30 protein-coding genes are annotated in these 24,134 nt (G+C 30.2%); 10 read left to right on the top strand and 20 right to left on the bottom strand.

The features are described 5' to 3' along the window. The 3 genes from HN587_02385 to HN587_02395 all read right to left on the bottom strand — a co-directional run. Positions 1 to 627: hypothetical protein (locus HN587_02385; protein MBT7902681.1), on the bottom strand; the 627-nt coding region annotated here is incomplete at its 3' end. Between the two features lie 42 nt (positions 628 to 669). After that, positions 670 to 1,155 (bottom strand): hypothetical protein, encoded by a 486-nt coding sequence (locus tag HN587_02390; GenBank protein MBT7902682.1) that lies wholly within the window; start codon positions 1,153 to 1,155, stop codon positions 670 to 672. A gap of 224 nt (positions 1,156 to 1,379) precedes the next feature. Beyond that, positions 1,380 to 1,859, bottom strand: a complete 480-nt coding sequence (locus tag HN587_02395; GenBank protein ID MBT7902683.1) for an Lrp/AsnC family transcriptional regulator — start codon at positions 1,857 to 1,859, stop codon at positions 1,380 to 1,382. 272 nt (positions 1,860 to 2,131) lie between these two features. Here HN587_02395 and HN587_02400 point away from each other — a divergent pair, with 272 nt between their 5' ends. Together HN587_02400 and HN587_02405 are read left to right on the top strand one after the other, a co-directional pair. Then, a complete protein-coding gene (locus HN587_02400) occupies positions 2,132 to 3,754 on the top strand; it encodes a hypothetical protein (GenBank protein ID MBT7902684.1) in 1,623 nt (540 codons plus the stop codon). A 107-nt stretch (positions 3,755 to 3,861) separates the two neighbouring features. Further along, on the top strand, positions 3,862 to 4,515 hold the full coding sequence (locus HN587_02405) for a hypothetical protein (GenBank protein MBT7902685.1): 654 nt from the start codon (positions 3,862 to 3,864) through the stop codon (positions 4,513 to 4,515). 41 nt (positions 4,516 to 4,556) lie between these two features. Here HN587_02405 and HN587_02410 read toward each other — a convergent pair whose 3' ends face one another. Continuing rightward, positions 4,557 to 6,482 carry a hypothetical protein gene (locus HN587_02410; GenBank protein MBT7902686.1) on the bottom strand — a complete coding sequence of 642 codons (1,926 nt, stop codon included), beginning with the start codon at positions 6,480 to 6,482 and terminating at the stop codon, positions 4,557 to 4,559. Positions 6,483 to 6,578: 96 nt separating this feature from the next. Between HN587_02410 and HN587_02415 the strand changes: the two genes are divergently transcribed. Both HN587_02415 and HN587_02420 read left to right on the top strand, forming a co-directional pair. Then, on the top strand, positions 6,579 to 7,157 hold the full coding sequence (locus HN587_02415; protein ID MBT7902687.1) for a hypothetical protein: 579 nt from the start codon (positions 6,579 to 6,581) through the stop codon (positions 7,155 to 7,157). A 173-nt stretch (positions 7,158 to 7,330) separates the two neighbouring features. Next, positions 7,331 to 8,743 carry an adenosylhomocysteinase gene (locus tag HN587_02420; GenBank protein MBT7902688.1) on the top strand — a complete coding sequence of 471 codons (1,413 nt, stop codon included), beginning with the start codon at positions 7,331 to 7,333 and terminating at the stop codon, positions 8,741 to 8,743. A 136-nt stretch (positions 8,744 to 8,879) separates the two neighbouring features. On the opposite strand, the gene HN587_02425 is transcribed toward HN587_02420, so the two are convergent. The 3 genes from HN587_02425 to HN587_02435 all read right to left on the bottom strand — a co-directional run bounded on the left by HN587_02425 (position 8,880) and on the right by HN587_02435 (position 10,454). Continuing rightward, positions 8,880 to 9,050 carry a hypothetical protein gene (locus tag HN587_02425; protein ID MBT7902689.1) on the bottom strand — a complete coding sequence of 57 codons (171 nt, stop codon included), beginning with the start codon at positions 9,048 to 9,050 and terminating at the stop codon, positions 8,880 to 8,882. 55 nt (positions 9,051 to 9,105) lie between these two features. Further along, complete coding sequence (locus HN587_02430) at positions 9,106 to 9,576, bottom strand: GNAT family N-acetyltransferase (protein ID MBT7902690.1); 471 nt, start codon at positions 9,574 to 9,576, stop codon at positions 9,106 to 9,108. A 146-nt stretch (positions 9,577 to 9,722) separates the two neighbouring features. Beyond that, positions 9,723 to 10,454: a thioredoxin domain-containing protein gene (locus HN587_02435; GenBank protein MBT7902691.1), complete on the bottom strand. Its 732-nt coding sequence runs from the start codon at positions 10,452 to 10,454 to the stop codon at positions 9,723 to 9,725. A 154-nt stretch (positions 10,455 to 10,608) separates the two neighbouring features. On the opposite strand from HN587_02435, the gene HN587_02440 reads away from it, so the two are divergent. After that, positions 10,609 to 10,983, top strand: coding sequence for a hypothetical protein (locus HN587_02440; protein MBT7902692.1), 375 nt, complete (start codon positions 10,609 to 10,611; stop codon positions 10,981 to 10,983). A gap of 41 nt (positions 10,984 to 11,024) precedes the next feature. On the opposite strand, the gene HN587_02445 is transcribed toward HN587_02440, so the two are convergent. Next, positions 11,025 to 11,453, bottom strand: a complete 429-nt coding sequence (locus HN587_02445) for a hypothetical protein (GenBank protein MBT7902693.1) — start codon at positions 11,451 to 11,453, stop codon at positions 11,025 to 11,027. A 141-nt stretch (positions 11,454 to 11,594) separates the two neighbouring features. On the opposite strand from HN587_02445, the gene HN587_02450 reads away from it, so the two are divergent. Then, positions 11,595 to 12,353, top strand: a complete 759-nt coding sequence (locus HN587_02450; GenBank protein MBT7902694.1) for a TrmB family transcriptional regulator — start codon at positions 11,595 to 11,597, stop codon at positions 12,351 to 12,353. 35 nt (positions 12,354 to 12,388) lie between these two features. Here HN587_02450 and HN587_02455 read toward each other — a convergent pair whose 3' ends face one another. The 6 genes from HN587_02455 to HN587_02480 all read right to left on the bottom strand — a co-directional run bounded on the left by HN587_02455 (position 12,389) and on the right by HN587_02480 (position 15,194). Further along, the gene (locus HN587_02455) at positions 12,389 to 12,718 is read right to left on the bottom strand and encodes a hypothetical protein (GenBank protein MBT7902695.1); all 330 of its coding nucleotides are present in this window, start codon (positions 12,716 to 12,718) and stop codon (positions 12,389 to 12,391) included. 151 nt (positions 12,719 to 12,869) lie between these two features. After that, positions 12,870 to 13,460 carry a 30S ribosomal protein S7 gene (gene rpsG / locus HN587_02460; protein MBT7902696.1) on the bottom strand — a complete coding sequence of 197 codons (591 nt, stop codon included), beginning with the start codon at positions 13,458 to 13,460 and terminating at the stop codon, positions 12,870 to 12,872. A 14-nt stretch (positions 13,461 to 13,474) separates the two neighbouring features. Continuing rightward, the gene (locus tag HN587_02465) at positions 13,475 to 13,912 is read right to left on the bottom strand and encodes a 30S ribosomal protein S12 (GenBank protein ID MBT7902697.1); all 438 of its coding nucleotides are present in this window, start codon (positions 13,910 to 13,912) and stop codon (positions 13,475 to 13,477) included. A gap of 88 nt (positions 13,913 to 14,000) precedes the next feature. Next, complete coding sequence (locus HN587_02470) at positions 14,001 to 14,330, bottom strand: hypothetical protein (protein MBT7902698.1); 330 nt, start codon at positions 14,328 to 14,330, stop codon at positions 14,001 to 14,003. 15 nt (positions 14,331 to 14,345) lie between these two features. Next, a complete protein-coding gene (locus HN587_02475) occupies positions 14,346 to 14,906 on the bottom strand; it encodes a hypothetical protein (protein MBT7902699.1) in 561 nt (186 codons plus the stop codon). Positions 14,907 to 14,930: 24 nt separating this feature from the next. Beyond that, a complete protein-coding gene (locus HN587_02480) occupies positions 14,931 to 15,194 on the bottom strand; it encodes a hypothetical protein (GenBank protein ID MBT7902700.1) in 264 nt (87 codons plus the stop codon). A 159-nt stretch (positions 15,195 to 15,353) separates the two neighbouring features. Here HN587_02480 and HN587_02485 point away from each other — a divergent pair, with 159 nt between their 5' ends. Then, positions 15,354 to 15,608 (top strand): hypothetical protein, encoded by a 255-nt coding sequence (locus tag HN587_02485; protein ID MBT7902701.1) that lies wholly within the window; start codon positions 15,354 to 15,356, stop codon positions 15,606 to 15,608. Positions 15,609 to 15,639: 31 nt separating this feature from the next. Here the strand turns inward: HN587_02485 and HN587_02490 are convergent, their stop codons facing one another. Continuing rightward, the gene (locus tag HN587_02490) at positions 15,640 to 16,026 is read right to left on the bottom strand and encodes a hypothetical protein (GenBank protein ID MBT7902702.1); all 387 of its coding nucleotides are present in this window, start codon (positions 16,024 to 16,026) and stop codon (positions 15,640 to 15,642) included. 60 nt (positions 16,027 to 16,086) lie between these two features. Continuing rightward, positions 16,087 to 16,434: a hypothetical protein gene (locus HN587_02495; protein MBT7902703.1), complete on the bottom strand. Its 348-nt coding sequence runs from the start codon at positions 16,432 to 16,434 to the stop codon at positions 16,087 to 16,089. 435 nt (positions 16,435 to 16,869) lie between these two features. Between HN587_02495 and HN587_02500 the strand changes: the two genes are divergently transcribed. Next, positions 16,870 to 17,241, top strand: coding sequence for a hypothetical protein (locus HN587_02500; GenBank protein ID MBT7902704.1), 372 nt, complete (start codon positions 16,870 to 16,872; stop codon positions 17,239 to 17,241). A 424-nt stretch (positions 17,242 to 17,665) separates the two neighbouring features. On the opposite strand, the gene HN587_02505 is transcribed toward HN587_02500, so the two are convergent. From HN587_02505 to HN587_02520, 4 genes are all read right to left on the bottom strand, one after another. After that, positions 17,666 to 18,322: a hypothetical protein gene (locus HN587_02505; GenBank protein MBT7902705.1), complete on the bottom strand. Its 657-nt coding sequence runs from the start codon at positions 18,320 to 18,322 to the stop codon at positions 17,666 to 17,668. A 97-nt stretch (positions 18,323 to 18,419) separates the two neighbouring features. Then, positions 18,420 to 19,193 carry a hypothetical protein gene (locus HN587_02510; GenBank protein ID MBT7902706.1) on the bottom strand — a complete coding sequence of 258 codons (774 nt, stop codon included), beginning with the start codon at positions 19,191 to 19,193 and terminating at the stop codon, positions 18,420 to 18,422. Between the two features lie 165 nt (positions 19,194 to 19,358). Beyond that, positions 19,359 to 19,586: a hypothetical protein gene (locus HN587_02515; GenBank protein ID MBT7902707.1), complete on the bottom strand. Its 228-nt coding sequence runs from the start codon at positions 19,584 to 19,586 to the stop codon at positions 19,359 to 19,361. A gap of 254 nt (positions 19,587 to 19,840) precedes the next feature. Next, positions 19,841 to 22,726: a DEAD/DEAH box helicase gene (locus tag HN587_02520; protein ID MBT7902708.1), complete on the bottom strand. Its 2,886-nt coding sequence runs from the start codon at positions 22,724 to 22,726 to the stop codon at positions 19,841 to 19,843. Between the two features lie 150 nt (positions 22,727 to 22,876). Here HN587_02520 and HN587_02525 point away from each other — a divergent pair, with 150 nt between their 5' ends. Together HN587_02525 and HN587_02530 are read left to right on the top strand one after the other, a co-directional pair. Next, positions 22,877 to 23,530, top strand: a complete 654-nt coding sequence (locus HN587_02525) for an NTP transferase domain-containing protein (GenBank protein ID MBT7902709.1) — start codon at positions 22,877 to 22,879, stop codon at positions 23,528 to 23,530. A 283-nt stretch (positions 23,531 to 23,813) separates the two neighbouring features. Beyond that, a complete protein-coding gene (locus HN587_02530) occupies positions 23,814 to 24,110 on the top strand; it encodes a hypothetical protein (protein ID MBT7902710.1) in 297 nt (98 codons plus the stop codon). Positions 24,111 to 24,134: the final 24 nt, after the last annotated feature.

Here is a 24,134-nt window from a genome sequence, read left to right on the forward strand (position 1 = left end):
ATTAGAAAAACTATTAACATCAAAAACAGCATAATCACTACCCCAATCAATAATTTCACAATCAGGAGAAAAACAATATTCTAATCCATTTTTTAACAAATCAGGCTCAATAGATAAATCCAAACCCCAAAAAGTAATTCTTGCAGAATTATTTAATTTCAAAGCACCCGAATCATCAAGTAACCCCAATAAATTTGGTTGAAGAAAAACAGTTTCATTAATTTCTAATGCCATTGCAGAAGTTAAATTATTGCCCGTCCAATTAATTTGACCATATGAATTATTATAGATTATAGTGTTATTATATCCTGCATCCACAAAAGTCTCTGTTGAATAATTTTCAGCAGTAACAAAGTTATTTAATAAAAGATTATTATTTGAAATAAGACTCATACTAATTCCTGCAGCACCCCAATTATGTGAAACATTAATTGTATTATTTTCTATTGTAGAATCATTAGACTGCGCTATTGAAACCCCATCTGAATTCGAACCGGAAGTTATGAGTGTATTATGCGCCACATAAAAACCAGCTGATGAACTAACTAAAATACCTTCACTAGAACTGCCGGAAGTGTTAATATTATTATATGTCACATTAGAATTAATAGTGCCAGTGATTGACATAATTCCCCTTCCAGTTGAATCCGAAGTAGTTATATTATTCCCCTATATATTATGATTAGCCCCTCCATACATAAAAATCCCTGCTGCGCTTGGCTGCCCATATGTAACTATAACATTACCTGACACAGTAATTCCATCGCATAAATCTAAGTAACTCCCATATGAAGCAGTTGAAAAAGTATTATTGATGATAAACGAATTATCAACTTGATTAAATTTTATTAATGATCCCATATCTGAACTGCCATTATAAAAATTACAATTTTGAATAGTTAAATTATTTCTACCGATTGAATAAACTCCCCTAGAGCTTTCTCCCGAGATATTTACACCATATCCTTGACAATCTAAAATAATGTTTGATGCAGCAATAGTAAAACAAGTTGAAGTATCATTAACACTTTGATTCAAGTAATAAGTTGTTCCTGCAGAATTTAATTCTTGACAGGAATCAATTTCAACTGCCAAAACCAATGAAGAAAATAGAATAAATAATAATGATGTAAGTATAATCAGCCCTTTTTTCAAAATATTCACCTTTTTTATTTGATTTAATAATAATAATAATAATAATAATAATAATAATAATAATAATAATAATAATAATAATAATAATAATAATAAGTAATTTAACAATATAATTACATAATTATTTTTAACATAAATCAAATCATACTATTTAAACCTTGTTACAAAAAATAAGAAAAAAAATCACTTTAGGTTTAAGTGATCGTAAATGATTTATTAATTTTTTATTCAAAACTTCTAACAATTTCTGTTGAACTTGACGAAACAATTTTGGACTTTGGAACATATGACTCTTTTTTGATTTCTTCTTGTGTCATAAATTCTTCAATATTTCCCAAATTAAATTGTTTTAAACTTACAACAAAATTATCTAATTCTCGCACATGCCCAAAAACAAATTCTGCCAAAAAATCATAACCTCTAGTTAGAGAATGCAATGTATTTACCTGAGGATGATTGTTCAAGAAATTTCTTAAGTTTTCTTTATGATGTGAACTACAACTCATAGCCAAATACACATTATTTAATCCAAGTTTATCTAAATCAAGTATTGCAGTAAATCTTTTTACAACTCCTGACTCAAATCTTCTTACTTTGTCGTGAATAGTTGATACAGGAATATTTAATTCACGTCCAATAGTACTAAGGTTTTTTCTAGCATCGTTTCGCAAATGCGATAATATTTGTGCTCCTTTTTGATCCATCGCGCAATTCCCCCCTCTTTTTTTTTATTTATATGGGTACTGCACCGCTTTATCCTTTCAAAGAACTAAGCAACCCGCAATTCATTAAAATATTTCAGACACCACTTTACTAGTTCAGTGTTTTCCTGAAATATAAACCTTATTTCCCCCAAAAACCTGACTGTTTCAGTAATAACCTGAACCATTTATAAAAGAAATACTAATTACATGTTTAGACGAATGTTTCCTGAAACAGAAATGTTTAAATAGCTTGAAGTCTATGCTTAACTAAAATGCATGAAACAGAATATAAACTCTTAACAGCATTTAAAGAAAACTCCAATAAATCACTTTCTACATCACATATTGTTAAATTAATTTATCCGCAAGAGTGGAAACGAATCGATTCAGATCTTAATCACCCCCAAAATAACAAAGAAAAAATATTTGATGCAAAACGAGAAAAAGCACAACTTCACAGACGCATACTATATTATTTATCTAAACTAGTAAAAGAAGAAATACTACAAGTAACAAAAGAGAGTGCAAAAGGACAAAAACATTATGCTCTGACCCTTGGAGAGGGAGAAGAATTCATAATAGAAAAATACAAACGAAAAATAATTATTTCTAAACCAAAAATGCCATCAATGCCAATTGAAGGATATGAACAAAAAGGAATGGTAATAAAATATTCAGCACCCACCTGGATTGATAGAGTTAATAGCGTAATTGTTGAATGTCCAAAATTTAAAGATCTAAAAGAACTATATACCAGCATAAGCAAATTCTTTTCAAACATAAATGATGGAATTGCATTAAATCACTTTGAATCATTACTCGCAAATGCAAATCAAGAAACATTTCAAAAATTCTATTCACATCTAATCAACGAATGTGAAAACTATGGGAAAAAAATTAGTTTAATTATTGATTCAACCACAATAAACCCAGAAAAACAAGCACACGTATTAAGATTATTACATAACTTACTCGCAAACGAAAGCGAAGAAATAGTAATAGTTTTAGAAATTAGTGTTAAAGATTTACAAACTAAAAAAGCATTTTTCAAAAAAATAATTGAATTATTTACTAATGCAAGACTCAAAACATATTTTAAAAATAAAGATTTACACAAAGCACCATACTTTATAGGCAAAGCAGGACCATACACATTTAATGAGCGCGAATGGCAACAATATAGAAAAAACTCAAAAAAAGAGATTAAATACATAATTTGTTCACAATCAACAGTAGTTGTAGATGTTGATAAGTTTTTTGAAACATATAATTCATCAAAACAATTCAGAGCATTCATCATGAATATTACCAAATCATTTCTTTCAGCAAATTCACTACAAAGAAAAGGATCATCAGATTATTTTAAAGAATTACTTGCAGAAAATGAGGATCAACAACAAGAATTATTCTCAATGAGCAGAAATTTTATTAGGTTTTGGAACTATGGCTGGAAACAAGAAGGAAAAGATCAAGACTTAATTGTTGATTTATTTGAAAGTGCGAGACAAGAATTAGATAAATTTACCAATGCGGAAGACATTATATACTTAGCATGTGGAATGCCCACTCGATTTAAAGTATGTTTTGCATCTGCGTTTAGCGAATTTACTGAAGCTTCTGCTTTAAGTAAAACAAAATATCGTAGAACTTACTTAAGAAAAATTGATGAATTATATACTGAAGAAACACTAAATAGTATGAAACCAAAAGAAAAACTTTTCAAAACATTTGACGGCGGAGATGTAATGATTATTCATAGAATTGGAGTAATCAAACCGGAAAGTGTACTTCGAGAATTAAATGTTATTTTAAGCACTTATGAAATACCGTTTTTCGCATATGATTTTGGAGAATCCCATAAAGGAGACTTAAAATTATCATCATTTTTTGAATAGATTAAAAATGGAAATAAAATAATCAACCACCACCAACTGGTTACGCTCAAATTGACACGCAACACCCAGTATGATTTCACAAACTCAATCGTACGCAACAAACAAAAATGGAAATAAAAGAATCAACAACTACTAACGCCTGGAAGGCCGCATTGAGATATATAATAGATGATAGTCGAGAAGAATATAGAGAAAAAAGACAAAGAACATGTTCTGAAGTATTAAATCTTAGAGTAACTGTTGAAAATCCAAGTTTTGATGTAACAACTCCAATTGAAATATTAAATTCATTTCAAAAATGGGTCTATCCTCCACTATCAGAAATTTCAAATGTAATTTTTTCCAAACACCAAAATCCAATTTATGAATACAGCTATGGGAGCGTATTATTCAAATACCAAGGAGTATTAAATCAAATTGATGATTATATTATTCCTTTGCTAAAACAAAATCCAAACTCAAGACGAGGAGTAGTTTTTACTTGGGACCCAATACAACATTCAAATAAATTCAAACAACAAGTACCTGGACTTACTCAAATTGATTTCAAACTAAGAAATGGCAAATTAAATATAACATCAATTGTAAGAAGTAATGATATGTTTTTTGGATGGCCTGCAAATGTATATCAAATATTTTTATTACAAGAATACGTAAAATTAAAACTAGGATGTGAACTTGGAACACTAACAACATTCTCAACATCAGCACACATATTTGATGATCAAAAAGAACATGTTAAACAAGTAATTAATAGATAAGTTATTTTATTCGTTACTGTCAAGCTCTTGGCAAATCAAAATTAAATAACTCCCCTTTCAAAATGTCCCTTAGTAAAGTTTTTTTTATTAGTTAGGGGATTTTTGTTTTCTAAAATCTGTTTATATAAATTAATTGTTTGAACTGAATTATTAGATAAGTCAAAAAAGAACTGATTAATATTTAATTGTTTGAGTTCTGTAATTTCTTCAAACAAACCCAAATCTCTACTGTTAAGAACCTCAAAATAATTATGATTTTTTCTTACTTGAAACGTGTAATTTTTTTCATCTTTAAGTTTATTTGAAAGCTGAGAATATTTTGTGTTCATCAAAACAATATTTCCATGTACAAAAACTGCAAAAGATTTATTTTTGAAACTTTTTAATTCTTGTAAATTAAGTTCTGATGAAATAATAGGAATTGCAGAGCTAAAAAATAATACATCTAGATCATTAAAAATGTTTAATGAATAATCTAAGTAAATGTTTAAATTTTTGTAGTCCTTTAATTCAGAATATATTCCTAAGTCTGCAGTTAAAACATTTTGGATATTTTGTTTTTTAATAATTGTTACTGCTTTCTTTGCATCTTTATCAGTTAAAAGTCCTGGAACATACGCACCAAATTCAGATGAGAAATCTTTTGCAAAAATATCGTAAAACACAATACATTCAGGCAACGTAGCAACTGATTTTGCTTCTTTAAAATTATTAAATCTCACTAAAAATAAATTATTTTGAAGAGTTTGTTTATTTTTAATTTTAGGAAGGTTAAAATTAACTAACTTTCTTTTTTTTGTTTTTATTTTAGAATTTGATTTGAACGTTATATTTTTTGTAGGTTTTATTGAAGAAGTCTTATAAATCTTAGTTCCAATTGGAGCATGAATAAAAATTTTTACTTTATCCCCTTTTTTTGATTTAGAAACTTGTTCATTATTTTTTTCAATCTTTTTAATAACTGCACCATCAATTTTATTTTTAAGCCAAATACCTACTCCATCACCTACGCAGACATCGGATTCCAACGCGATCTTATCTTCTGAATCAATCACTCCAAGAAAAACACCCCTTCCTTTCGGAGTCTCAGGAGATATAAGATCGGACTTATTTGAAAAATAACCTTGAGTAAATTCTCGATTGAATGCTAGTTCCATTTCTTCAAACAGTTCTTTGTCAACTTTGAAATTTTTACCATAATATGAATCAATTGCAGTACGATAAAGTTTTGTAGCAGCAGAAACATACTCAGGACTCCTTAATCTACCTTCAACTTTCAATGACATAACTCCTGAATTAATTAAATTTGGAATTTGATTTACAAGACACAAGTCTTTCATACTCATCAAATAAGAATCATTATACTTTTTTCTACAAGGTTGTGCACACAAACCACGATTACCACTTCGTCCCCCAAGAAAACTTGAAAACAAACATTTTCCACTATAACAAAAACACATTGCGCCTTGAATAAAAACTTCAGTTGGAATTTTTGGAATTTTTGTGAATTCTTTTATTTGATGTTCTGAAAATTCTCTTGGAAGAATAATTCTATCTGCACACCCCACTAATTTTGCTGCGTATGAATTTGTGATTGCAGATTGAGTAGAAAGATGAACTTCAAGATCAGGAAAATTATCTTTAATGATTTTAAGAAAAGAAATATGTTGAATAATAACTGCATCTGCCCCTGCAATATAAATTTGATTCAGAGTTTTGAAAAATTGATCTAGTTCACTATTTTTTACAAGTGTATTTAATGTACAAAAAATTCTAACTCCTTTTTCGTGAGCATAAGTTATTACTTCGTTTAATTCATCTATAGGAAAATTATTTGCTCTTCTTCTGGCATTAAATTCTTTAACTCCCAAATAAACTGCATCCGCACCATTAACAACCGCAGCTTTCAAAGTATCCCAATTACCTGCAGGTAAAAGAAGTTCAATTTTTGATTTCTTTGATGACATACAAATTAGTTATTATTTAATGTTTAAAAAGGTATTTGCTCTTTTACAACTATGTTTACACTAAACGTTAAAAATTACTTCAACTCTATTCAAAATATGGCAATTCCCAAACAAGACATTTTAGATCATCTTTGCAACACATACACTTCAGCTTTAGATCCTTTGAAAGCAACAGAAATAAAAAAACAAATGAGAATAAGAGTTGGTGAACAAGTAAGTGATCCAGTAGTAATTCCACAATATGGTGATAATCCAATAAGATCAATTCAATTTATATTAAATAATGGCCAACATGCAAAATACTTGATTGGCCAAATTGCAGAAGATAAAAAATTAGAAAATTTAGTTGGTTTTGAAGTTAAATTAGAACTTCAGTGGAGAACGATTAAAGGAATTCCATTTATTGTTGGAACTTATCAAAAAGAAGACAAAGAATGTATTTATGTCGCAAATGGATCAACTGGCTGGACTCCCTCCGAAACAGGACTTATTCCACAAGGACTGCCTGAAGAAGTTTTTGCAGGACTAATTTTAGCAAGAGACATAGTTGTAGATTATTTAAAACAAGAAGGGCGCAGTCATAGTAATGGATATTTAATAAAACCCGAAAATATTCCACCTCCAACGCGAAGATATAGAATGACTAGAGTAATTACAATGCCTGATTTAATGTGACTCCAACAAAATTACTCAAATACGTAATGTATTCAAATAACTAAAACAGGACAATTTCTACATTCATAAAGAAACATTTTTAAAATCCCACTTTTTCTTTAAAGACTTTGCTTTTTTATAAAAATTAATTTAATTTTTTAAAATAATTATATCTAATAAAAAAGGTGATATTAATGGATGAAACTGAAAATTACAAAGTAGCAGATTTAAGTCTTTCTGATTATGGTAGAAAAGAAATAGAAATTGCAGAAGTAGAAATGCCTGGACTCATCGCACTTAGAGAAAAATATGGCGAAGAAAAACCCTTGAAAGGTGCTCGAATAATGGGTAGCTTACACATGACCATTCAAACTGCAGTACTTATTGAAACACTTGTCGTATTAGGTGCAGACGTAAGATGGGCATCATGCAATATTTATTCTACACAAGATCATGCAGCAGCAGCTATTGCAACCACTGGAGTTCCCGTATTTGCCTGGAAAGGAGAAACACTAAAAGAATATTGGTGGTGCACAAAAAAAGCATTAGATTTTGGTGATGGGAAAGGCCCAACAATAATTGTGGATGATGGTGGTGATGCAACAATGTTAATTCACAAAGGTGTTGAAGTCGAAGCGGATTCTACAATTCTTCAAAAAGATTATTCGGATCAAGGAGAAGATTATGCAGAATTAATATTATTATTAAAAGAAAAATATGAAGAAAATAAAGAATATTGGACTCCTATATCAAAAGAAATTAAAGGAGTATCTGAAGAAACAACTACTGGAGTTCATAGATTATATCAATTATTCGAAGAAAACAAATTACTATTTCCCGCAATAAATGTTAATGACTCAGTAACTAAAAGTAAGTTTGATAATTTATATGGTTGTCGTGAAAGTCTTGCTGACGGAATAAAAAGAGGAACTGACGTCATGGTTGCTGGAAAAACAGTTGTTATTTTTGGATATGGTGATGTTGGAAAAGGGTGTGCACAAAGTATGAAAGGATTTGGGGCTAAAGTAATAATTACTGAAATCGATCCTATATGTGCTCTTCAAGCAGCAATGGAAGGATTTGAAGTTAGACTTGCAGAAGATGTTGTTTCACGAGGAGACATATTTGTTACTGCAACAGGAAATAAATGGGTCATAAATATAGATCACATGTCTAAAATGAAAGATCAAGCAATTGTTTGTAATATCGGACATTTCGATAATGAAATTCAAATGGATGCACTGGAGACATATCCTGGAATAAAAGAAATAAATATTAAACCTCAAGTTGATAAATTCGTATTCCCCGATGGACATTCAATAATTGTGTTATCCAGAGGTAGACTTGTTAATTTAGGTAATGCTACAGGCCATCCAAGTTTTATTATGAGTACTTCATTTACGAATCAAGTACTTGCGCAAATTGAACTTTGGAAAAATAAATATGAATTAGGCGTGTTTATGCTTCCTAAAAAACTTGATGAAGAAGTTGCAAGATTACACCTAAAAAAATTAGGTGTTACCCTAACAAAAATGAGTCAAGAACAAGCAACGTATATGGGAATCAACGTTAATGGTCCATTCAAATCTGATCATTATAGATATTGAAATTAGACATAAAATTATTTATTTTTTCTTTTAAATATTAATTAACATGCATAAAATGATAAATTAAAAAGTTTATCAAACATTTTCTCAACAGTAAACTAACCATACTAAGAAAGAACTGTAAATTTTAAATTATTTACTTCTTTTGTGCTGCAAAATAAGATGCGACAAAACCAACGCCCAGTCCAATAAGTGTTCCTGCAGCAACTTGATGTACTAATAATCCCACGCCAATTCCAATCAATAAACCACCAGGAATTAAAACACCATACGAATCTTTTTTTGACATACTTAATTTTTTTACCATAATATCTCTGAATTACAATTTAATATTTTCTAAAACTGAATTCAATTGAACATAATTAAAGTTTTAATCTAAATTTAGTCATGTAAGGTTTGAAACCATATTTTTCCCAAACAATATTTGCTAAAGAATTTTGCGTATGCACACTTATTTCAATATCTGAGATCCCATTAGTTTTAAACCAATCAAAAAGTTTACTTACTAATAGTTGAGATACACCTTTACCCCTACATTTTTCATCAACATAAACATCAGATATTACACCATAATTTACTACATCCAATACAGGAGGTTTTTTATCAATTTTTGCAAATGCGAATCCAATAAGATTATTATCCAGTTCTGCAACAAGCAAAATTTTCTTTTTATCACTTAAAGACTCAGATAAATGTGAAATGTATTTTTCTTTTGCAGTTTTGCTTGGCTTATATTCAGAATCAAATTTTTCATGATATAACAACATACCAACACAAAAATCACCAACTTTATCCAAATCAGTTTTGATAGCATTCCTTATTACAATAACCATACAAAACACTAAATTTTTATTATTTTTAAATTTATCTTAGAATACACAAATTTTTTTAAAATTTAATGAGTTTAAACTTACTAAGAGTATAATTCAATAAAAAAAGAATTAACAAAAAAAATAAGAAAAAAAGTAATAAAAAATTCTTAACAACTACCTTTAAGTTCAGGTGCTGCAGCAGCAACTACTTCACCACAAGCTTCAGGCGCATCACTAAATTCTGCACAAATTGCTTGTTGGAATGCTTCAGCAGTTCTACCGCCTTTATATGGTTCTCCATTAACAAAAATTGTTGGACTTCCACGAGCGCCAGCTGCACTTGCTTTTTGAAAAGATTCTGCTAAAAGTTCATCTCCTTCTCCACCTTCATAACAAGTACGAACAGTGTTAAGATCTAAACCTGCGCTAGCAGCACATTCTTCCCAATTACCAGGAATTGCTTTCATATTTTTATTCATACACGCAACCATTTCCATGTAACTTCCAGGGAAATATTTTGCAGCACAAATTTGAACTTTATTACCATCAACTTCAGGTTGACCGTGCAAAGATTGGAATGCTCCTGGAACACCATTACCAATAAAATCTAATTTAAAATCAACATTATTTCCTAATGTATCAAGAACAGGTTTTATTGCATCTTCAACTTGAACTCCATATGGGCATTGACTCATAACATAGAACTGAACTTCAATTGCACCAGGTGCAAGTTCTAATGTTTCAGCAGCAGCCACACTTGAACTACTAAGTGGAGTTAGAGCATTATCTAACTTTGCAGATACATTCCCTAAATAAAAATGATTAACAATAACAACGATACCAATCAGAACTAGCAATACAAGTTCGATTTTGAGATAATTCTTAATTCCTTTTGCCATTTAAATAACACCTCAAATATATAATTTTGATTATTAGCATACTGAAAAAAATACTGATATTTAAAGGTTTAGGATGGGTTTAAAAGGATTTGAAGATGTTTAACTCAAATTAATAAGACACAACATTTTTAAATTATACTGGCAAACCAAGATTATGGCAAAAGTTGTTGTTTTTGAAGATGGAAGTTTGGATGTATGCGACAGGTATTCCCAATTAGTTCCAAAACATGAAGTTCACATTTATATGTTGGCATCATTTTTTGAAGGAGCAAAATTTGGAATGGTGGAAAAAGGAGGATTTGATCCTGAACAGATTTATCCAAAAATTCCTGATGAAATAATGCCTGCAGATGTTTATTTTTTAGATGGATTAGCAGGTAAGTGTTTAGAAATATTTCCCAGATTGCCACACGATAGATCATTTCTTGTTTCGAGTAATCCAGCAATTCAAGAAGAAGTAAAAAATGCAGGATATCAATTAGCAACTCAATACGATGTATGCAATATTGCGGACAGATTAAGTCGTTGATTGCAATAGTCTAGTCACATAAAAAAGTTAAAAAAAATAATTTATAATCCAAAAAGTTCATGAATATATTTTTTTTCTGCGTTGTTACAATTATACTTACCATATTCTTTTTCAACATGCTCGACAATCGGCCTTAATGTTTCAATTTCGTATTCTAACTCTCCTGTTATTTCGTGAGCTAAGAAAACTGCACCAAAACAGTTTATAAGACTTCCATAATCCCATCCACTTGAATGACCTGCGTGCTCTGCAGCAATTATTTTATCCATAGTTCTTTGATATTCAACAATATATTGAGTTCTTGCTTTTTCTAACAAGCTCTCAGGATTTTTTTTCATTGCTCCCCTAATTAAAACTAAGTTTTCAATTTTTACATCTCTTAACCTAGCCCTTATGTAAGGGTTTTCTCGGTTCTCAATAATTTCTTTGTTTGTTTTAGAAAAGTTTTTTGTTAATTCTTCTAAACTCATTTTTTTCTCCACCTCAATTTAAGCCAAGAGGTTTGGCTTTCGTTATTATGAAGTAGTATTCACTAACTATTTATTAAAGAGTGTCCCCCTACAAGACGACTTTAGAAAGATTTAAATAGTAAAATGATCAACAATAATATCATGGACTTGCAAGAACTCAAAAAAATAGGACTTACAAAAGGAGAAATACAAGTTTACGAAGCTTTGATAGAATTAGGAGAATGCACTAAAACTAAACTTGCACAAAAATCAGGCATATCTCCTTCAAATATATATGATGTAACTAACAGACTATTAGAAAAAGGAATAATATCAAAAGTAGAAAAAAACGGAGTTGCACACTTTAGTCCTGCAAACCCAAATCACATTCTTAATTTTTTACAAGATAAACAAACTGAAATAGAAAAAGAAAAAGAATTAGTCAATTCACTTTTACCCTCACTCCTATTAAAATTTAATGAGAAAACTGAAAATACCAATGTCGAAGTTTTTCAAGGATGGAATGGATTAAAAACAATATTTCAAAACCTACTTGATGAATGCAATAATAAAGATGAATGCTTTGTTTTTGGCGCAAGTATCGGAGAGAATGAACAACAAGCAGATATATTTTTTACTAAATATTCCAGACTCCGAGAACAAAAAGGAATACAAACTAAAATAATATTTAATGCAAAAATAAAACAAAGAACAGACCGAATTAATTATTTTCTGAAATCAAAAAACTACAAAATAAAATTCTTACAACAATCAACACCTGCAGAAATTATGCTTTACAAAAATACTGCATGCATAATAATACTTACAAAAGAACCACTCGCAATAAGAATTACAAGTAAAGAAGTTAAAACTAGTTTTAAACAATACTTCGATACACTTTGGAAAATCGCAGAAAAATAAGAAAAAAAATATTAAATTAAGAAAAAAAAGTTTATTTAAGAATGCGGTAAACTATCAATTTTTTTAACTTTTTCTGAATGATTAGATGCACTATTTATACTTACTGCAGCAGATGCAAACAAAAAACCAGACATAACTAAGTAAGCCACACCATATTGATAGTCCAGTTTGCTTGCAGCCTCTGCAAATTTTTCTGATTCCCTAATAACCAAATCAGTTAATTCAGGAGCTCTTGATAGTTTCTCTTGTAAAATAGCAGTTTTTGTTGCAGCATAATCAACCATAAAAGCCAAACCATAAGCACCAGTGCCCGCACCAAGACTTGCAGAAACATAACTTGCTAAATAAGCCATAATTTTTCCCATATTAAATCACCCATTAAAATAAATAAGAATAAGAAAAGACAGACAATTTATATGTTTTTAGTTACTCGAAAGTAAAAATAACTTAGTTAATTGAATCATATAAAATTAAGAAAAATAATATTAGAATAAAAAAAAAGTTTTAAGATTATATCTATCTTGAACTGTCTGCTTGACGTTCTAATTCTAACTTTTTAGAAACTGCTGAACTTCCAGGTTTTAATTCAAATGCATCTAAAAGTTCTTGAGATAATGTACTTTCAATAGATCTTTTAGTATTGAATGCTTTTTGGTAAGCACCTTGAGTCATTAATTTGATAGCTTGATCAATCCTTCTTTGAGGTGCACATTCAACAGCTTTTGGATATTTAGCTCCACCATACTCAATTGTTATGATTTCTTCACGAGGAGCTGCATGTTCAATTGCTTTTACAACAACTTCAATAGGATTTTTTTTAGTTTTTTCTTCAATAATTTCAAGAGTTTTAACCATTATGTTAAAAGCAGTCTCGCCTTTTCCACTTAGTTTGTATGAAGAAATTCTGTGTTTTTTACCTCTGTGACCTGGAACCATTAATCGATTCATTAATCTTTCAATAATAAACACATTTGATTTGTGGAATCTAAACTTAGCAGCTTTGCCCCCAGTTCGTGGAACAATTCTTGGTTCAATACAAAGGTATCTCTTTAAACCTTCATCTTCAATAACAATTCCTTGTGTACTCCAACGATTGAATGCTAAAATTTCTTCTGCCATTTTTATTTACGTGCTTTCTCAAGCTTTCCTTTTAATAAAGCGTTTAAACTTTGATCATTAACTTTTACTACTTTCCATCTAACTCCAGGAATGTCCCCTTTGGAACGACCCATGTTACCACCAATACATTCGATAACAACTTCATCATGTTCATCTACTAGTTTGGTTGCGCCATCTCCTGGCAAGAAAGCTGTGATTTGACGAGCGTTTTTGATTAACTGGACTCTAACACACTTACGCATTGCTGAGTTTGGTTGTTTTGCTTCTAATTGAACTTTTTCTAAAACGATCCCTTTAGCTTGGGATGCCCCTTGTAATGGATCAGACTTCGCCTTTAATTGTTTAACGCGTCTAACGTACCATTTATCCTTCCATCTCTGCGTATCACGTCGCTTTATTAGCTTTGTAGCCGCGTTGATTCCTCTTGTCTTATTTGCCATGAGTCTGAAAATTTATAAGATATTTATAAATTTATCGAATTAGTGCAGTAAAAAAAAGAAATAAAGCCTAAAAAGGCTCGAAAAAGAGTTAATTAAGTAAATCATACAGTGCAAATTGAGAAGACATAGTTACATGCGTTTGATCCCTCCATCGCCCAACTAATTCTTGAGGAATCCCTTCTAGCACCGATTGTTCTTGGACAGATAATTTCCACCCACCATATACTCCATTAAGTTTTGAAAGTAAATTTGCTTGCTGAGGAGTAATTTCATATTCAAATAAACTCCCCACTGATTTATGCTCCCAGTCTCTGCCCTTCCCAACAATGCCATCATAATGAACCCTACAACTGGAAAATTTCGTTGGATCAAATGTTTTTACTTCATCCAATAACAAGTCTATTGTGTCTTTAGTCATGTTTTATTCACCATTTCACAAACCAAGCAATATTGAACCAATACCACTTTCTTGCATTGCTTGAGCTTTCTGAACAACTTGTTTTAATTCTTGATATGTTTTGTCTACTTGAGCAAAACACTCGTCAGGAGAGTCATATACTGCAAGACCAATATCAGAACAAGCCACTGCTTTTTCCCAAGGCATATCCATCGCACCATCTAATGTTTTCTTAAAATCAGGTTTAAGTTCGCCATTTACCATCTCAAAATATACTGGCAAACATTCGCTTTCCGATTTATTTCTTAATTCACCAGAAATATTCTTTTCTTGAAAATGATATGTTAAAGCTAATTGCGCACCACATGCTTCAAGGGGTTTTTTGTACGTCACACCTTTTGTTGATACTTCAAAATTATCTAATTGAAGTTTTTGCACACCTATTGCCTCACCAACATAATCCCCAATTGACCAAGTTTGTTTCCTAGCAGGTTCGGGCTTCGGAGTTTGTTTAGCTTCAGGCGCTTTTTGACAACTTGACGCTAGAGCTGCAGCTCCAATTAAAATTGCCGTTAATATTTTTCTTCCTCTATACATATATCTCACCTTTGTTTAATTTGATTATAATTTTTTTTCTAAATCACTTAATTTTTCAAGAACCATATTTGTTTGAGCTTCACGACCAATACTTCGAGAAAGTGTTGTTGCCACCTCACCTAAAATATACCCTGCACCAGTTAATGCCAAAACACCCAAGCTAGATGTTTCAGAAGCAACCTCGTTAATCCCCACAATCAATGAACAATATTTAATCCCCGCACCAAAAACTGAAGTTTGCAGAATCATTTTTATTGGTTCAACACCGCACTTAGTTTCATAAACCACACACATCACCACCAATAATCATTTAGTAGTAGTAAATAATCACTAGAATATTAAAGTTATTTATAGAAATTATAGAAATTACTAATTTAGTCGCAAGTGTGTTGAATATAAAAAAAACATAGAAAACAAATATAAACAACCAAATTTTTAATCAAGACTATGATTGCAACAATTGCAGGCTGGCTTCCAGCAATAATATTACCAGTAGCTGCAGGAATACAACTATACAAAATTATTAAATACAAAAAAGCAGATGGAGTAAGCTCACTTGCTTGGACTTTTTTTGCAATAGCAAATCTTGGAGCATATGTTTTTGCAGAAAAATATTTTTTAATACAATCAATTCTCGCATTTTTACTTACTGCAATAATAAATTTCGCAATAGCAATTTTTGCCAAAATCTATAAAAGTTAACTGCTCGTAAGTTCGATTATTTGAGAAAAAATTAATCTTTTGAAGGATAATTTCCAGGCAATAAATAACCTCTCCTAGTAATAAAATTGGTTACATAGCTCGTCGTATAACTGATTGTTACTGGCGCAATGCATGATTCCAATAATTCAGGAGTTCCATTAAGAGTGTGACTCCCATAACTTATCGCAAATGTAGCTAAGGCAGGAATCAAACTTCCAAAAAAATATGATGTGAACTTATTTTTAATTGGAGAAAAATGTTGAACTATCCTCGCAGTAACTCCTGTTGACATAAAACTTGCCAATGCTTGCGTTCCACCTGCAGCAAGCATTTCAAGACTTCCATGTTCGCAATTTACTGCAACTGCAATTGTACCATTAGTTACTGCAGAAATTATTGCAAATTTTGGATTGAACATATTATAATACAAATTTTTAACAGTCTCAGTTAACTCTATACACAACCACAAACAAACTTTTTAGTCTCTTATCAATTTAGTTTCTTCTTTTTGATCATACTTTTCAAATATTTCTTTTTTAACCATATTAAATGAATCTTCAATATCAACATCTAATTGATTTGCCAATCTACAAATCGCAAAAAATACATCCCCAATACCATCAATGAAAATTTCTTTTTTTTCTTGAATAATTTTTACTCTGTCTTCTTCGTTTTTGTACCTTAAATATCTGGACATTTCCAATAATTCTTCATGCACGTGATCGAATTTGTCAATGTTTGGAGAATCCTTCCAACCGTTTCTTTGAGCGAAGTCTTTTACAACTTGCTGTGCTTCTTTGATTGTTTTTGTTTGAGTAAATTCCATTTTAAAATAACCAACACGCAGTACTATATAAATTTTCAATAAATATTTAGGTTAATTATATAAATAATTTATTTAATTGAAATATCAAGATAACTTAAGATAAAATAGGCATAATAATTTAATAATATTTTGAACAATAGAGGAACTACACTAAATGAAATTCAATTCATCTCAACTCATCAAAATTCTAGCAATTATTTTGATCGTCATCATAGTAATAACATTCATATTATTTTATACAGGCAACATTACCACAATGGGCTTTTGGATGATCATAATTTTTATTGCAATCATGGCTTATTGGGGGATCCCATTTATGAGAAAACGCTTCACAGAGTAAGTAATACTCCCAAATAGTAAACTTAATAAATAGTTACCCTGATTCTAAATTTTACATTAAAATGTGTTGAGAATAATATTTTGCGGAGGAAAAAAATGTTGAGAATTAATTTATACCCTTATTTATTGCCTGAAGATTTAAAAGATCATAAAAGACAATTAGCACTATCAGGACTTGATCTTGTTTCTGCGGACAAGGTAACTACTCCCGCAGGTTTAGAAGCTGCCATTGGAAGAGTTGATATGTTTATGGACCGCACTTCCCCTGAATGTATCAGTACAGATTACATTAATTTGAGAGTTATTCTAGATCAAAATTTAGCAATGTTAAGAGCTCAAGAAAGAACCATAGTCCCACCATTAGCAGTTAGACAATATGTTGATCTCGTAGCACAAGTATTTCAAGCACAAGCGTTTAATGATGTTCGAAAAGCAGCTCAATTAACTTCACCTAATTATATTCATTAAACAAAATAATTGTAGATTGTAACTAAACTCATAACTTTCTTAAACTAATCTTATAGCTTAAGCTACTTAGAAAATCAGTGCTAAGAACATCGTAGTCAGTTGTTATTAATGAGTTTTCGGTTTTTCTCAAGTTTTGATACTTCACCGTATTTCTCTAGATATATTCGTAATCTAAGTTCTTCAGCTTCTCGTTTCAATTCTTCTAGGAGTTCTTCCATTTTTGAACTGAGGGCTTTGAATTATTTACAAATTAATTCCAATTCTTCCTTGAGAATTTAGTTTAAAAAAAATTCTCACAGAGTTTGAAATTCACCATTAGTCCCCCAACTAAGGTATTATCCGTATTTATGGCGTTATTACTATATAAAATGTTCTTTATAAATTTTAGAAAATCTAATTTGACAACCATTAATTCAACAATCGGTTAATTAGTCTGTGCGGCAGGTTCTTTGAATATGAAACTCATAATCAACATAATGCTCAATATCACAATTGTTATTGCTTGAAAAACATCATCTTCTAAAAAATTCAAAAAGAAAGGTAGCTTTGCAGGCCAACCAAATGCGGAATGAATTATTATTAAAGAGATTATAACAATAGTCAACCACATACCCATTTGATCAGTCTGGCCCATCATCAAAGCGATTATACCAATTAAAATTGTTATTGTTAACACAAATCCAAAAATTTGAGGATATGCGTTTCCAACCCAAAGTAAAAGTATTATAGGTATGAAAAAAATATAATTCGCACCTTTCAATAATGTTTTTGGATCTCTAACTACAAAAGATAAAACCAAAACTGCAATTAAAATTCCAAATATAAATAATGCAAATCCCCCCACAATATTATTAACTATAAGAACTGGGTTGAAGTCTGCAGGATAAACTCCTAAAATATGAGGCACTCCAAATGTTAATGACATAACTAATGCAACAACAACTTTAGTTGATTTTTGATCACCCACAATTTTTGAATTAAACATAACTAAGTAAACTACTGTGAAAATAATTAACATAGGTAAAATTACTTGTGGTAATCCTGATGCGACAATTGCGTCAAAATCTGCATTAGTAAACATTTAACACCTCTTTTTTAAGATCTAAATAAGATAATAATTTAATCACAATATTCATTCAAATATAAATTTAACTTAATATATTAACTTGAACTGATAGTTAAATAAATAATTTTTTTAAAATTTCAAACGTGTAAAGGATGATTGCATATGTTTGCTCTTTTGTCGGCTTAAATACTTCTTTTTTCTTATGTACAGAAAATATTCTTACTTGATTAACTAAATGAATTTGCTGAGTTATTCCAGGATCAAGTTCTACTTGTTTTTCTCTCAAACGAGCAACTAAATTTCCAAGACCAATTCCGGGATTTTTTTCTAAAATATCAAATCCTGTTGCGTCATAATATTTTTTGTGAAGACCAATTTCTAAAACTCTCCCACAAAGAATTACACAACTTCTAAAACATTCACTCCCAAAACATTTTTTTATTTCATTAATATCTGCGTTCAAATCAGGCAATACATCCAAAGGAAGATTAGGATCATAAATTGGATAATCTTTTGTTGCTAAAACTTTTGGCTTTTCAGAAATATTTAATTCTAAAACTAATTTTTTTATTGAACTTACTTTTTCTATTGCAACAACACAATCTTTTTTACATAAATCTAATTCCTTAATTAAACCAAGAAATTGATTAATTTTTAATTCAGTTTTTATTTCAAATTGATTAAGAGAACTAAGTTTTAATCCAGTACTTTGAAGCATTTGTAAATCTTGAGAAATTTTATCCAAATAATATTGTTTCTTTTTTTCTTTAAAATCATACATTGTTTTGCTTGTATTAATAGAACTGAGATCAATACCATTAGTAATACAATTACCATATGTTTTTTCTAACCTATCTAAAACCTCTTTTATTTGTTGCACAAGCATTTAGTTTAATTATATTTTTAAATAGTATAAATACTTTATCATAAATTATAGAATATAGATCAAAAATCATAAAAAAAATAAAAAGACATAATTAATTTAAATTTGGATGAAAAACGCATTAAAATAGATAATAAAAATGAATAAAATAAAATTATTTAATAATTTTTACTCTTCTTCTTCCTCTTCAGAGTCTTCCTCTTCATCACACCACTCTTCTTCTTCGTCTTCTGATGAGTTATCGTCTTTCATGTAGTCCACATCTCGCTCTTCTTCATTGTAGTCATCTCCAAAGTCATCTACTTGAGCTTCGTCTTCTACAACTTCACCGTATTCAAAATATTCTTCTTCTTCCTCTTCATACCAGATCTCAACCCTTTTTGCCTCATGTTCCATGATGGACACCCCCTATGTGTTCACTCAAGGTGATTTTTATAAAAATTTATGAGTATGTGTATTTCTCTTAAGTCAATCATTTATAAAATTTTTTATATAATTTTTCGATTTCTTTATAGTGTTAATAAATGAATAGTTTTTTAGTGAGATTTTTTTGTCTTAAATCCAATTTTTTTGTCTTTTATTTTGTATATTATCAAGAGTTTAGAGGTTTTATCAATTATCGCATTTTAATTTATATTTTTATTTAGATTTTAATTAGATTTTTCAGAATTCGCATCCCAATAATCATCATAATCTATAGGTTGTGGTTTTTCTAATTCAAACAACTCTTTTTTCTTTCCCTTTTCTAATGAAATGCTAGCAATAACTAACGTGTGCATTCTTTTTAAAAACTCAATACGATCTTCCATTTTAAGAATATCAGCATATCCTTGCACAATCAAATTAAATGCAAAGGGACTTGGAATTTTTGTATTAATAACTTCTGCAGTTATTTTTTTTTGTTCTAATTTTTCAATTATTAATTGTGCATTACCAATATCCATTACATCTTCTAAAACTTCTCTTCTCGATTCTTTAAGTATTGGAAAATCTTTTGAAATTCTTTTTACTGCAGACATTAAAATCATACTACTTACTTGTTGTCTTCCAACTCTCTTTTTTATGCCCTTATACATCCTCAATATCATTAAACTTCTTCCAGCACAATGCCTAAATCTTCGACTTAGAACTTGAGTTTTTTCAATTGCAGAATCCATAAGTTCTCTTAATCTTTTTGATTCTACTAAGTTAATTGCCCTTAAAGGTTGCATTCTTTTTGTTGATGCAACATAAAAACCATTATCATTAATACCAATTTCTACATCTATTTTTTGAGTTTTAGCAATCGCATATGCCACTGCCCTGGATAAACAATCATTAACGCGCCTCCCAAACATCGCATGAAAAATTGCATATTTTTTTCCTTCTGCTTCATATTGTTCAATCACAATTCGTTTATCCGTTGGAATCAAACCATAATCATATTGTTGTCTGAAATATTCATGGATACTACTCGCACTATTGTCATCAACATATAAATATTTGTTAAGAAAATTTATTATCTCTTTTTTGGATTCTTTTTTTCTAAATCTATCTTCAACTAATCGTCTTAATCTACCAATATCACAAGCAAGATCAAAACTTAAAGGCAACATATCAGAATACCATGAAGGAACTGTTGGTTTTGAACCTGGCGCTTGCTCAACTTGAGCTACCATCCCTCTACTAAATTTGAATCTATAACAACCACCACCTAAAACAAATACATCACGCGGTTTTAATCGCTCCAAAAACGCTTCATCAATCGTACCAATTTTATACTCTCCAACTTTAACACTTATACCACTTTGATCAGGTATAGTTCCTATGTTAGTCATGTAAGTAATTCTAGCCATCTTACCTCTACGACCAAGCATCCCCGTTTCTTTATCATACCACAACTTTGCATATACATGTCGGTCTTCTAAAGAAGTATATTCTCCAGTCAAATAATTTATTACAGAATTAAAATCAAGCTCACTTAAATTTTTAAAACAATACGTTGTTTTAATCATTTCAAATAAATCTTTTTTTGCAATTTTTTCATTAATGCAAATTCCAAATATTTGTTGAGCTAAAACATCTAATGAATTTTTTGGAATGTGAATTTTGTCAATCTTTTTTTCAACTGCATTTTTTAAAAGCGCACTGCACTCTACTAATGAATCTCTGTCAGTAACTATTATTCTTCCCTTAGTTATTGAATGCAACTGATGTCCGCTTCGTCCAACTCGTTGAAGTGCCCTCGCAACAGATTTTGGACTTCCCATTAAAATTACTAAATCAACATAACCAATATCAATCCCCAATTCTAAACTCGTCGAACACACAACACATTTTAGTTTTCCCTCTCGTAATTTAGTTTCAATTGCATACCTGTGTTTTTTACTTAAACTTCCATGATGCGCACCTATTGTGCCTTTAGTTGAAATGTCTGTTTCTAGTTCTTCAGTTATTTCTTCTGATTCGTCTTTGGTCGTAATTTCGTGTTCTTGTTCTGTTTCTAATTCTTTTGTTTGTTCTTTTTCGTTTTTAGTTTCTATTAATTTTTCTTCTGGTTCTTTTTCTGGTTTTTTTTCTGGTTCTTTTTCTGGTTCTTTTTCTGGTTCTTTATCAGAATCATCAACCAAATAATCAGTATAATTTTCGGGAAATTTTTCTTTTAAATGATGAACTAAACTTTCAGTACCTGCCCGAGTATTAGTAAAAATCAAAGTTGTCTTATGACTTTGAATTAATTCATCAACTAATTCATGTGTTTTTTTTATTAACTTATTCGCATCCACATCAACTAAATTGGGAAGGGGAGAAATAACTTTTAAATCAAGCTCTTTGATAAACTGAACATCAATAATTTTACAAGTCCTATTCATCCCCACAAGATAATGTGCAATAGAATCTAATGGCGCCACAGTTGCACTCAAACCAATCCTGCACATACCAGGAGACAATCTTTGCAACATCTCCATTGTAAGACCCAAATGTACTCCTCGTTTGTTCTCCGCAAGCGAATGGATCTCATCAACAATAAACCATTCAACTTTGCTTAATTTTTCGCGAAACTTAGGAGACGTTAGTAAAATCGATAAAGACTCAGGTGTTGTAATCAAAATATGAGGAGGATTTTTTAACATCTTTGATCTATCATAAGGTGATGTATCACCAGTTCTAACATTAACCCTAATTCCTAATTTAGACCCGTTAATTTCTTCCATTTCTTGTAACGGCTCAACAAGGTTTACTTGAATATCTCTTGAAAGTGCTTTTAGCGGAGATACATAAACACAATATACTTTGTCTTCTAAAATTCCCTTTTGCGAACTATCAACTAACTCATTAAGAATTGATAAAAATCCAGTTAATGTTTTTGTAGCTCCAGTAGGCGCGCTCACTAACACATTTTGTCTTGTGTGAATCTCGTAAACACCATATTTTTGCGGTAGCGAAAAATCTTTGAATTTTTTAAAAAACCAATTTCGAACTACTGAGTTTAAAATTCCATCTACCTTCTCCCGAGTATCTGGTTCTGATTTATACTCAATTACTGATTCTTTCATTGAGCTTTATTCCCCCTAGGTGATTTAAATAGCTTACCCCGCCATGTCCTGTGTCCAATGAGCAATTACAGATGTATTCAAATCAAATTAGTAAAAAATTAACACATCAGCAGTTTAATTTATAAATGAAGGATCATAAATAGCAATTTTATGGACGTTGTAATACTTGCTGGCGGAAAAGGAACACGGATGACTGATAAGTATCCAAAACCTCTAGTGAGAGCTAAAGGAAAAGCAATACTTGATTGGCAACTTGATTATCTTTTAAAAAATAATGTAGATAATATTGTTTTAGCACTAGGCCATAGAACAAAAGAAATAATTCGACATATTAATTCAAAATATAAAACTGCCAAAATTAGTTTTTCAAAAGGAACAATTGCACACGGAACTGGTGGCGCATTAAAACGTGCACTAAAATATTGTACCACTGATTTTATTTTACTTATGAATTGCGATGATTTAGCTAACATTAACATAAATAAACTTCGCAAAATAAAACACAATTCAATTTGTGTTGCACATCCAAGATCCCACTTTGGGTTGGTAAAAGAAGTTAGAGGTTATGCAAAGTTTGAAGAAAAACCAATTCTTAAAGATTGGGTGAGTTGCGGATGGGTAATTTTAGACCGAAAAGAAATGTTAAAAAAAATTCCTGATGAAGGAAGCATGGAATACGATGTCTATCCAAAAATTAAATTAAAAATATTTAAACATGCAGGCTTTTGGAAACCACTAAATTCTAGAAAAGATGTTGATGATTTTGAAAAATTAACTGTTCCAAAAGAATTATACAAAAAATAAATTATTAATCTGATATTTCTAACTGCAATATTTTTGATCATAACATTTCTGACAATGCAAGCTCTAATTATGCTTTTTTGGATCATATCATTTTGTTTAAAGCTAAAATCAAAAATAAACCGATATTTCAAACCGCAACCAATATATCTTTCTAAAAAAGTAATGGTTATCAATTGAATGAATTAATATTGATTTCTAGAAAAAAAAATGATTTGTATGAATTAATTTAATTAGAGTTCTAAATTAAATATTTTTACGAGATCATGTTAGGAGGAAAATAAAAATGGAAAATTGTAATGAAAAACAAAACGAATGCTCAACCAAAAGTTGCGCACCAAAACAATGCACAAGTTCAGGGTGTGAAATGACTGATAAAATGATGAGTCTTGCAGAGCAGGCTTGGTCTGATCTACTTAAAGATAAAATGAAAAAATTATTCGAAACAAACAATGGAGAAAGAATGGATAAAATTGCTCAAGCAACAGTCGATGCAGTCAATAAAAAATGGAAACATAAAATGCAAGGTATGGCTGCATGTGGAGAAGCTAAACAAAATCTAAAAGAAGCATTCATGAGCTAGAATAAGTTTACAAAATATTTTTTT

It is taken from the genome of Candidatus Woesearchaeota archaeon (genome assembly GCA_018675335.1).
In the GTDB taxonomy this organism is placed as follows: Archaea; Nanobdellota; Nanobdellia; order Woesearchaeales; family UBA11576; genus JABJCP01.

Excerpts from the sequence above, each read along its gene's own strand:
- HN587_02395 (MBT7902683.1), bottom strand. The coding sequence starts at position 1,859 with ATGGATCAAAAAGGAGCACAAATATTATCGCATTTGCGAAACGATGCT.
- HN587_02400 (MBT7902684.1), top strand. The coding sequence starts at position 2,132 with ATGCATGAAACAGAATATAAACTCTTAACAGCATTTAAAGAAAACTCC.
- HN587_02405 (MBT7902685.1), top strand. The coding sequence starts at position 3,862 with ATGGAAATAAAAGAATCAACAACTACTAACGCCTGGAAGGCCGCATTG.
- HN587_02410 (MBT7902686.1), bottom strand. The coding sequence starts at position 6,482 with ATGTCATCAAAGAAATCAAAAATTGAACTTCTTTTACCTGCAGGTAAT.
- HN587_02415 (MBT7902687.1), top strand. The coding sequence starts at position 6,579 with ATGGCAATTCCCAAACAAGACATTTTAGATCATCTTTGCAACACATAC.
- HN587_02420 (MBT7902688.1), top strand. The coding sequence starts at position 7,331 with ATGGATGAAACTGAAAATTACAAAGTAGCAGATTTAAGTCTTTCTGAT.
- HN587_02425 (MBT7902689.1), bottom strand. The coding sequence starts at position 9,050 with ATGGTAAAAAAATTAAGTATGTCAAAAAAAGATTCGTATGGTGTTTTA.
- HN587_02430 (MBT7902690.1), bottom strand. The coding sequence starts at position 9,576 with ATGGTTATTGTAATAAGGAATGCTATCAAAACTGATTTGGATAAAGTT.
- HN587_02435 (MBT7902691.1), bottom strand. The coding sequence starts at position 10,454 with ATGGCAAAAGGAATTAAGAATTATCTCAAAATCGAACTTGTATTGCTA.
- HN587_02440 (MBT7902692.1), top strand. The coding sequence starts at position 10,609 with ATGGCAAAAGTTGTTGTTTTTGAAGATGGAAGTTTGGATGTATGCGAC.
- HN587_02445 (MBT7902693.1), bottom strand. The coding sequence starts at position 11,453 with ATGAGTTTAGAAGAATTAACAAAAAACTTTTCTAAAACAAACAAAGAA.
- HN587_02450 (MBT7902694.1), top strand. The coding sequence starts at position 11,595 with ATGGACTTGCAAGAACTCAAAAAAATAGGACTTACAAAAGGAGAAATA.
- HN587_02455 (MBT7902695.1), bottom strand. The coding sequence starts at position 12,718 with ATGGGAAAAATTATGGCTTATTTAGCAAGTTATGTTTCTGCAAGTCTT.
- HN587_02465 (MBT7902697.1), bottom strand. The coding sequence starts at position 13,912 with ATGGCAAATAAGACAAGAGGAATCAACGCGGCTACAAAGCTAATAAAG.
- HN587_02470 (MBT7902698.1), bottom strand. The coding sequence starts at position 14,330 with ATGACTAAAGACACAATAGACTTGTTATTGGATGAAGTAAAAACATTT.
- HN587_02475 (MBT7902699.1), bottom strand. The coding sequence starts at position 14,906 with ATGTATAGAGGAAGAAAAATATTAACGGCAATTTTAATTGGAGCTGCA.
- HN587_02485 (MBT7902701.1), top strand. The coding sequence starts at position 15,354 with ATGATTGCAACAATTGCAGGCTGGCTTCCAGCAATAATATTACCAGTA.
- HN587_02490 (MBT7902702.1), bottom strand. The coding sequence starts at position 16,026 with ATGTTCAATCCAAAATTTGCAATAATTTCTGCAGTAACTAATGGTACA.
- HN587_02495 (MBT7902703.1), bottom strand. The coding sequence starts at position 16,434 with ATGGAATTTACTCAAACAAAAACAATCAAAGAAGCACAGCAAGTTGTA.
- HN587_02500 (MBT7902704.1), top strand. The coding sequence starts at position 16,870 with ATGTTGAGAATTAATTTATACCCTTATTTATTGCCTGAAGATTTAAAA.
- HN587_02505 (MBT7902705.1), bottom strand. The coding sequence starts at position 18,322 with ATGTTTACTAATGCAGATTTTGACGCAATTGTCGCATCAGGATTACCA.
- HN587_02510 (MBT7902706.1), bottom strand. The coding sequence starts at position 19,193 with ATGCTTGTGCAACAAATAAAAGAGGTTTTAGATAGGTTAGAAAAAACA.
- HN587_02515 (MBT7902707.1), bottom strand. The coding sequence starts at position 19,586 with ATGGAACATGAGGCAAAAAGGGTTGAGATCTGGTATGAAGAGGAAGAA.
- HN587_02520 (MBT7902708.1), bottom strand. The coding sequence starts at position 22,726 with ATGAAAGAATCAGTAATTGAGTATAAATCAGAACCAGATACTCGGGAG.
- HN587_02525 (MBT7902709.1), top strand. The coding sequence starts at position 22,877 with ATGGACGTTGTAATACTTGCTGGCGGAAAAGGAACACGGATGACTGAT.
- HN587_02530 (MBT7902710.1), top strand. The coding sequence starts at position 23,814 with ATGGAAAATTGTAATGAAAAACAAAACGAATGCTCAACCAAAAGTTGC.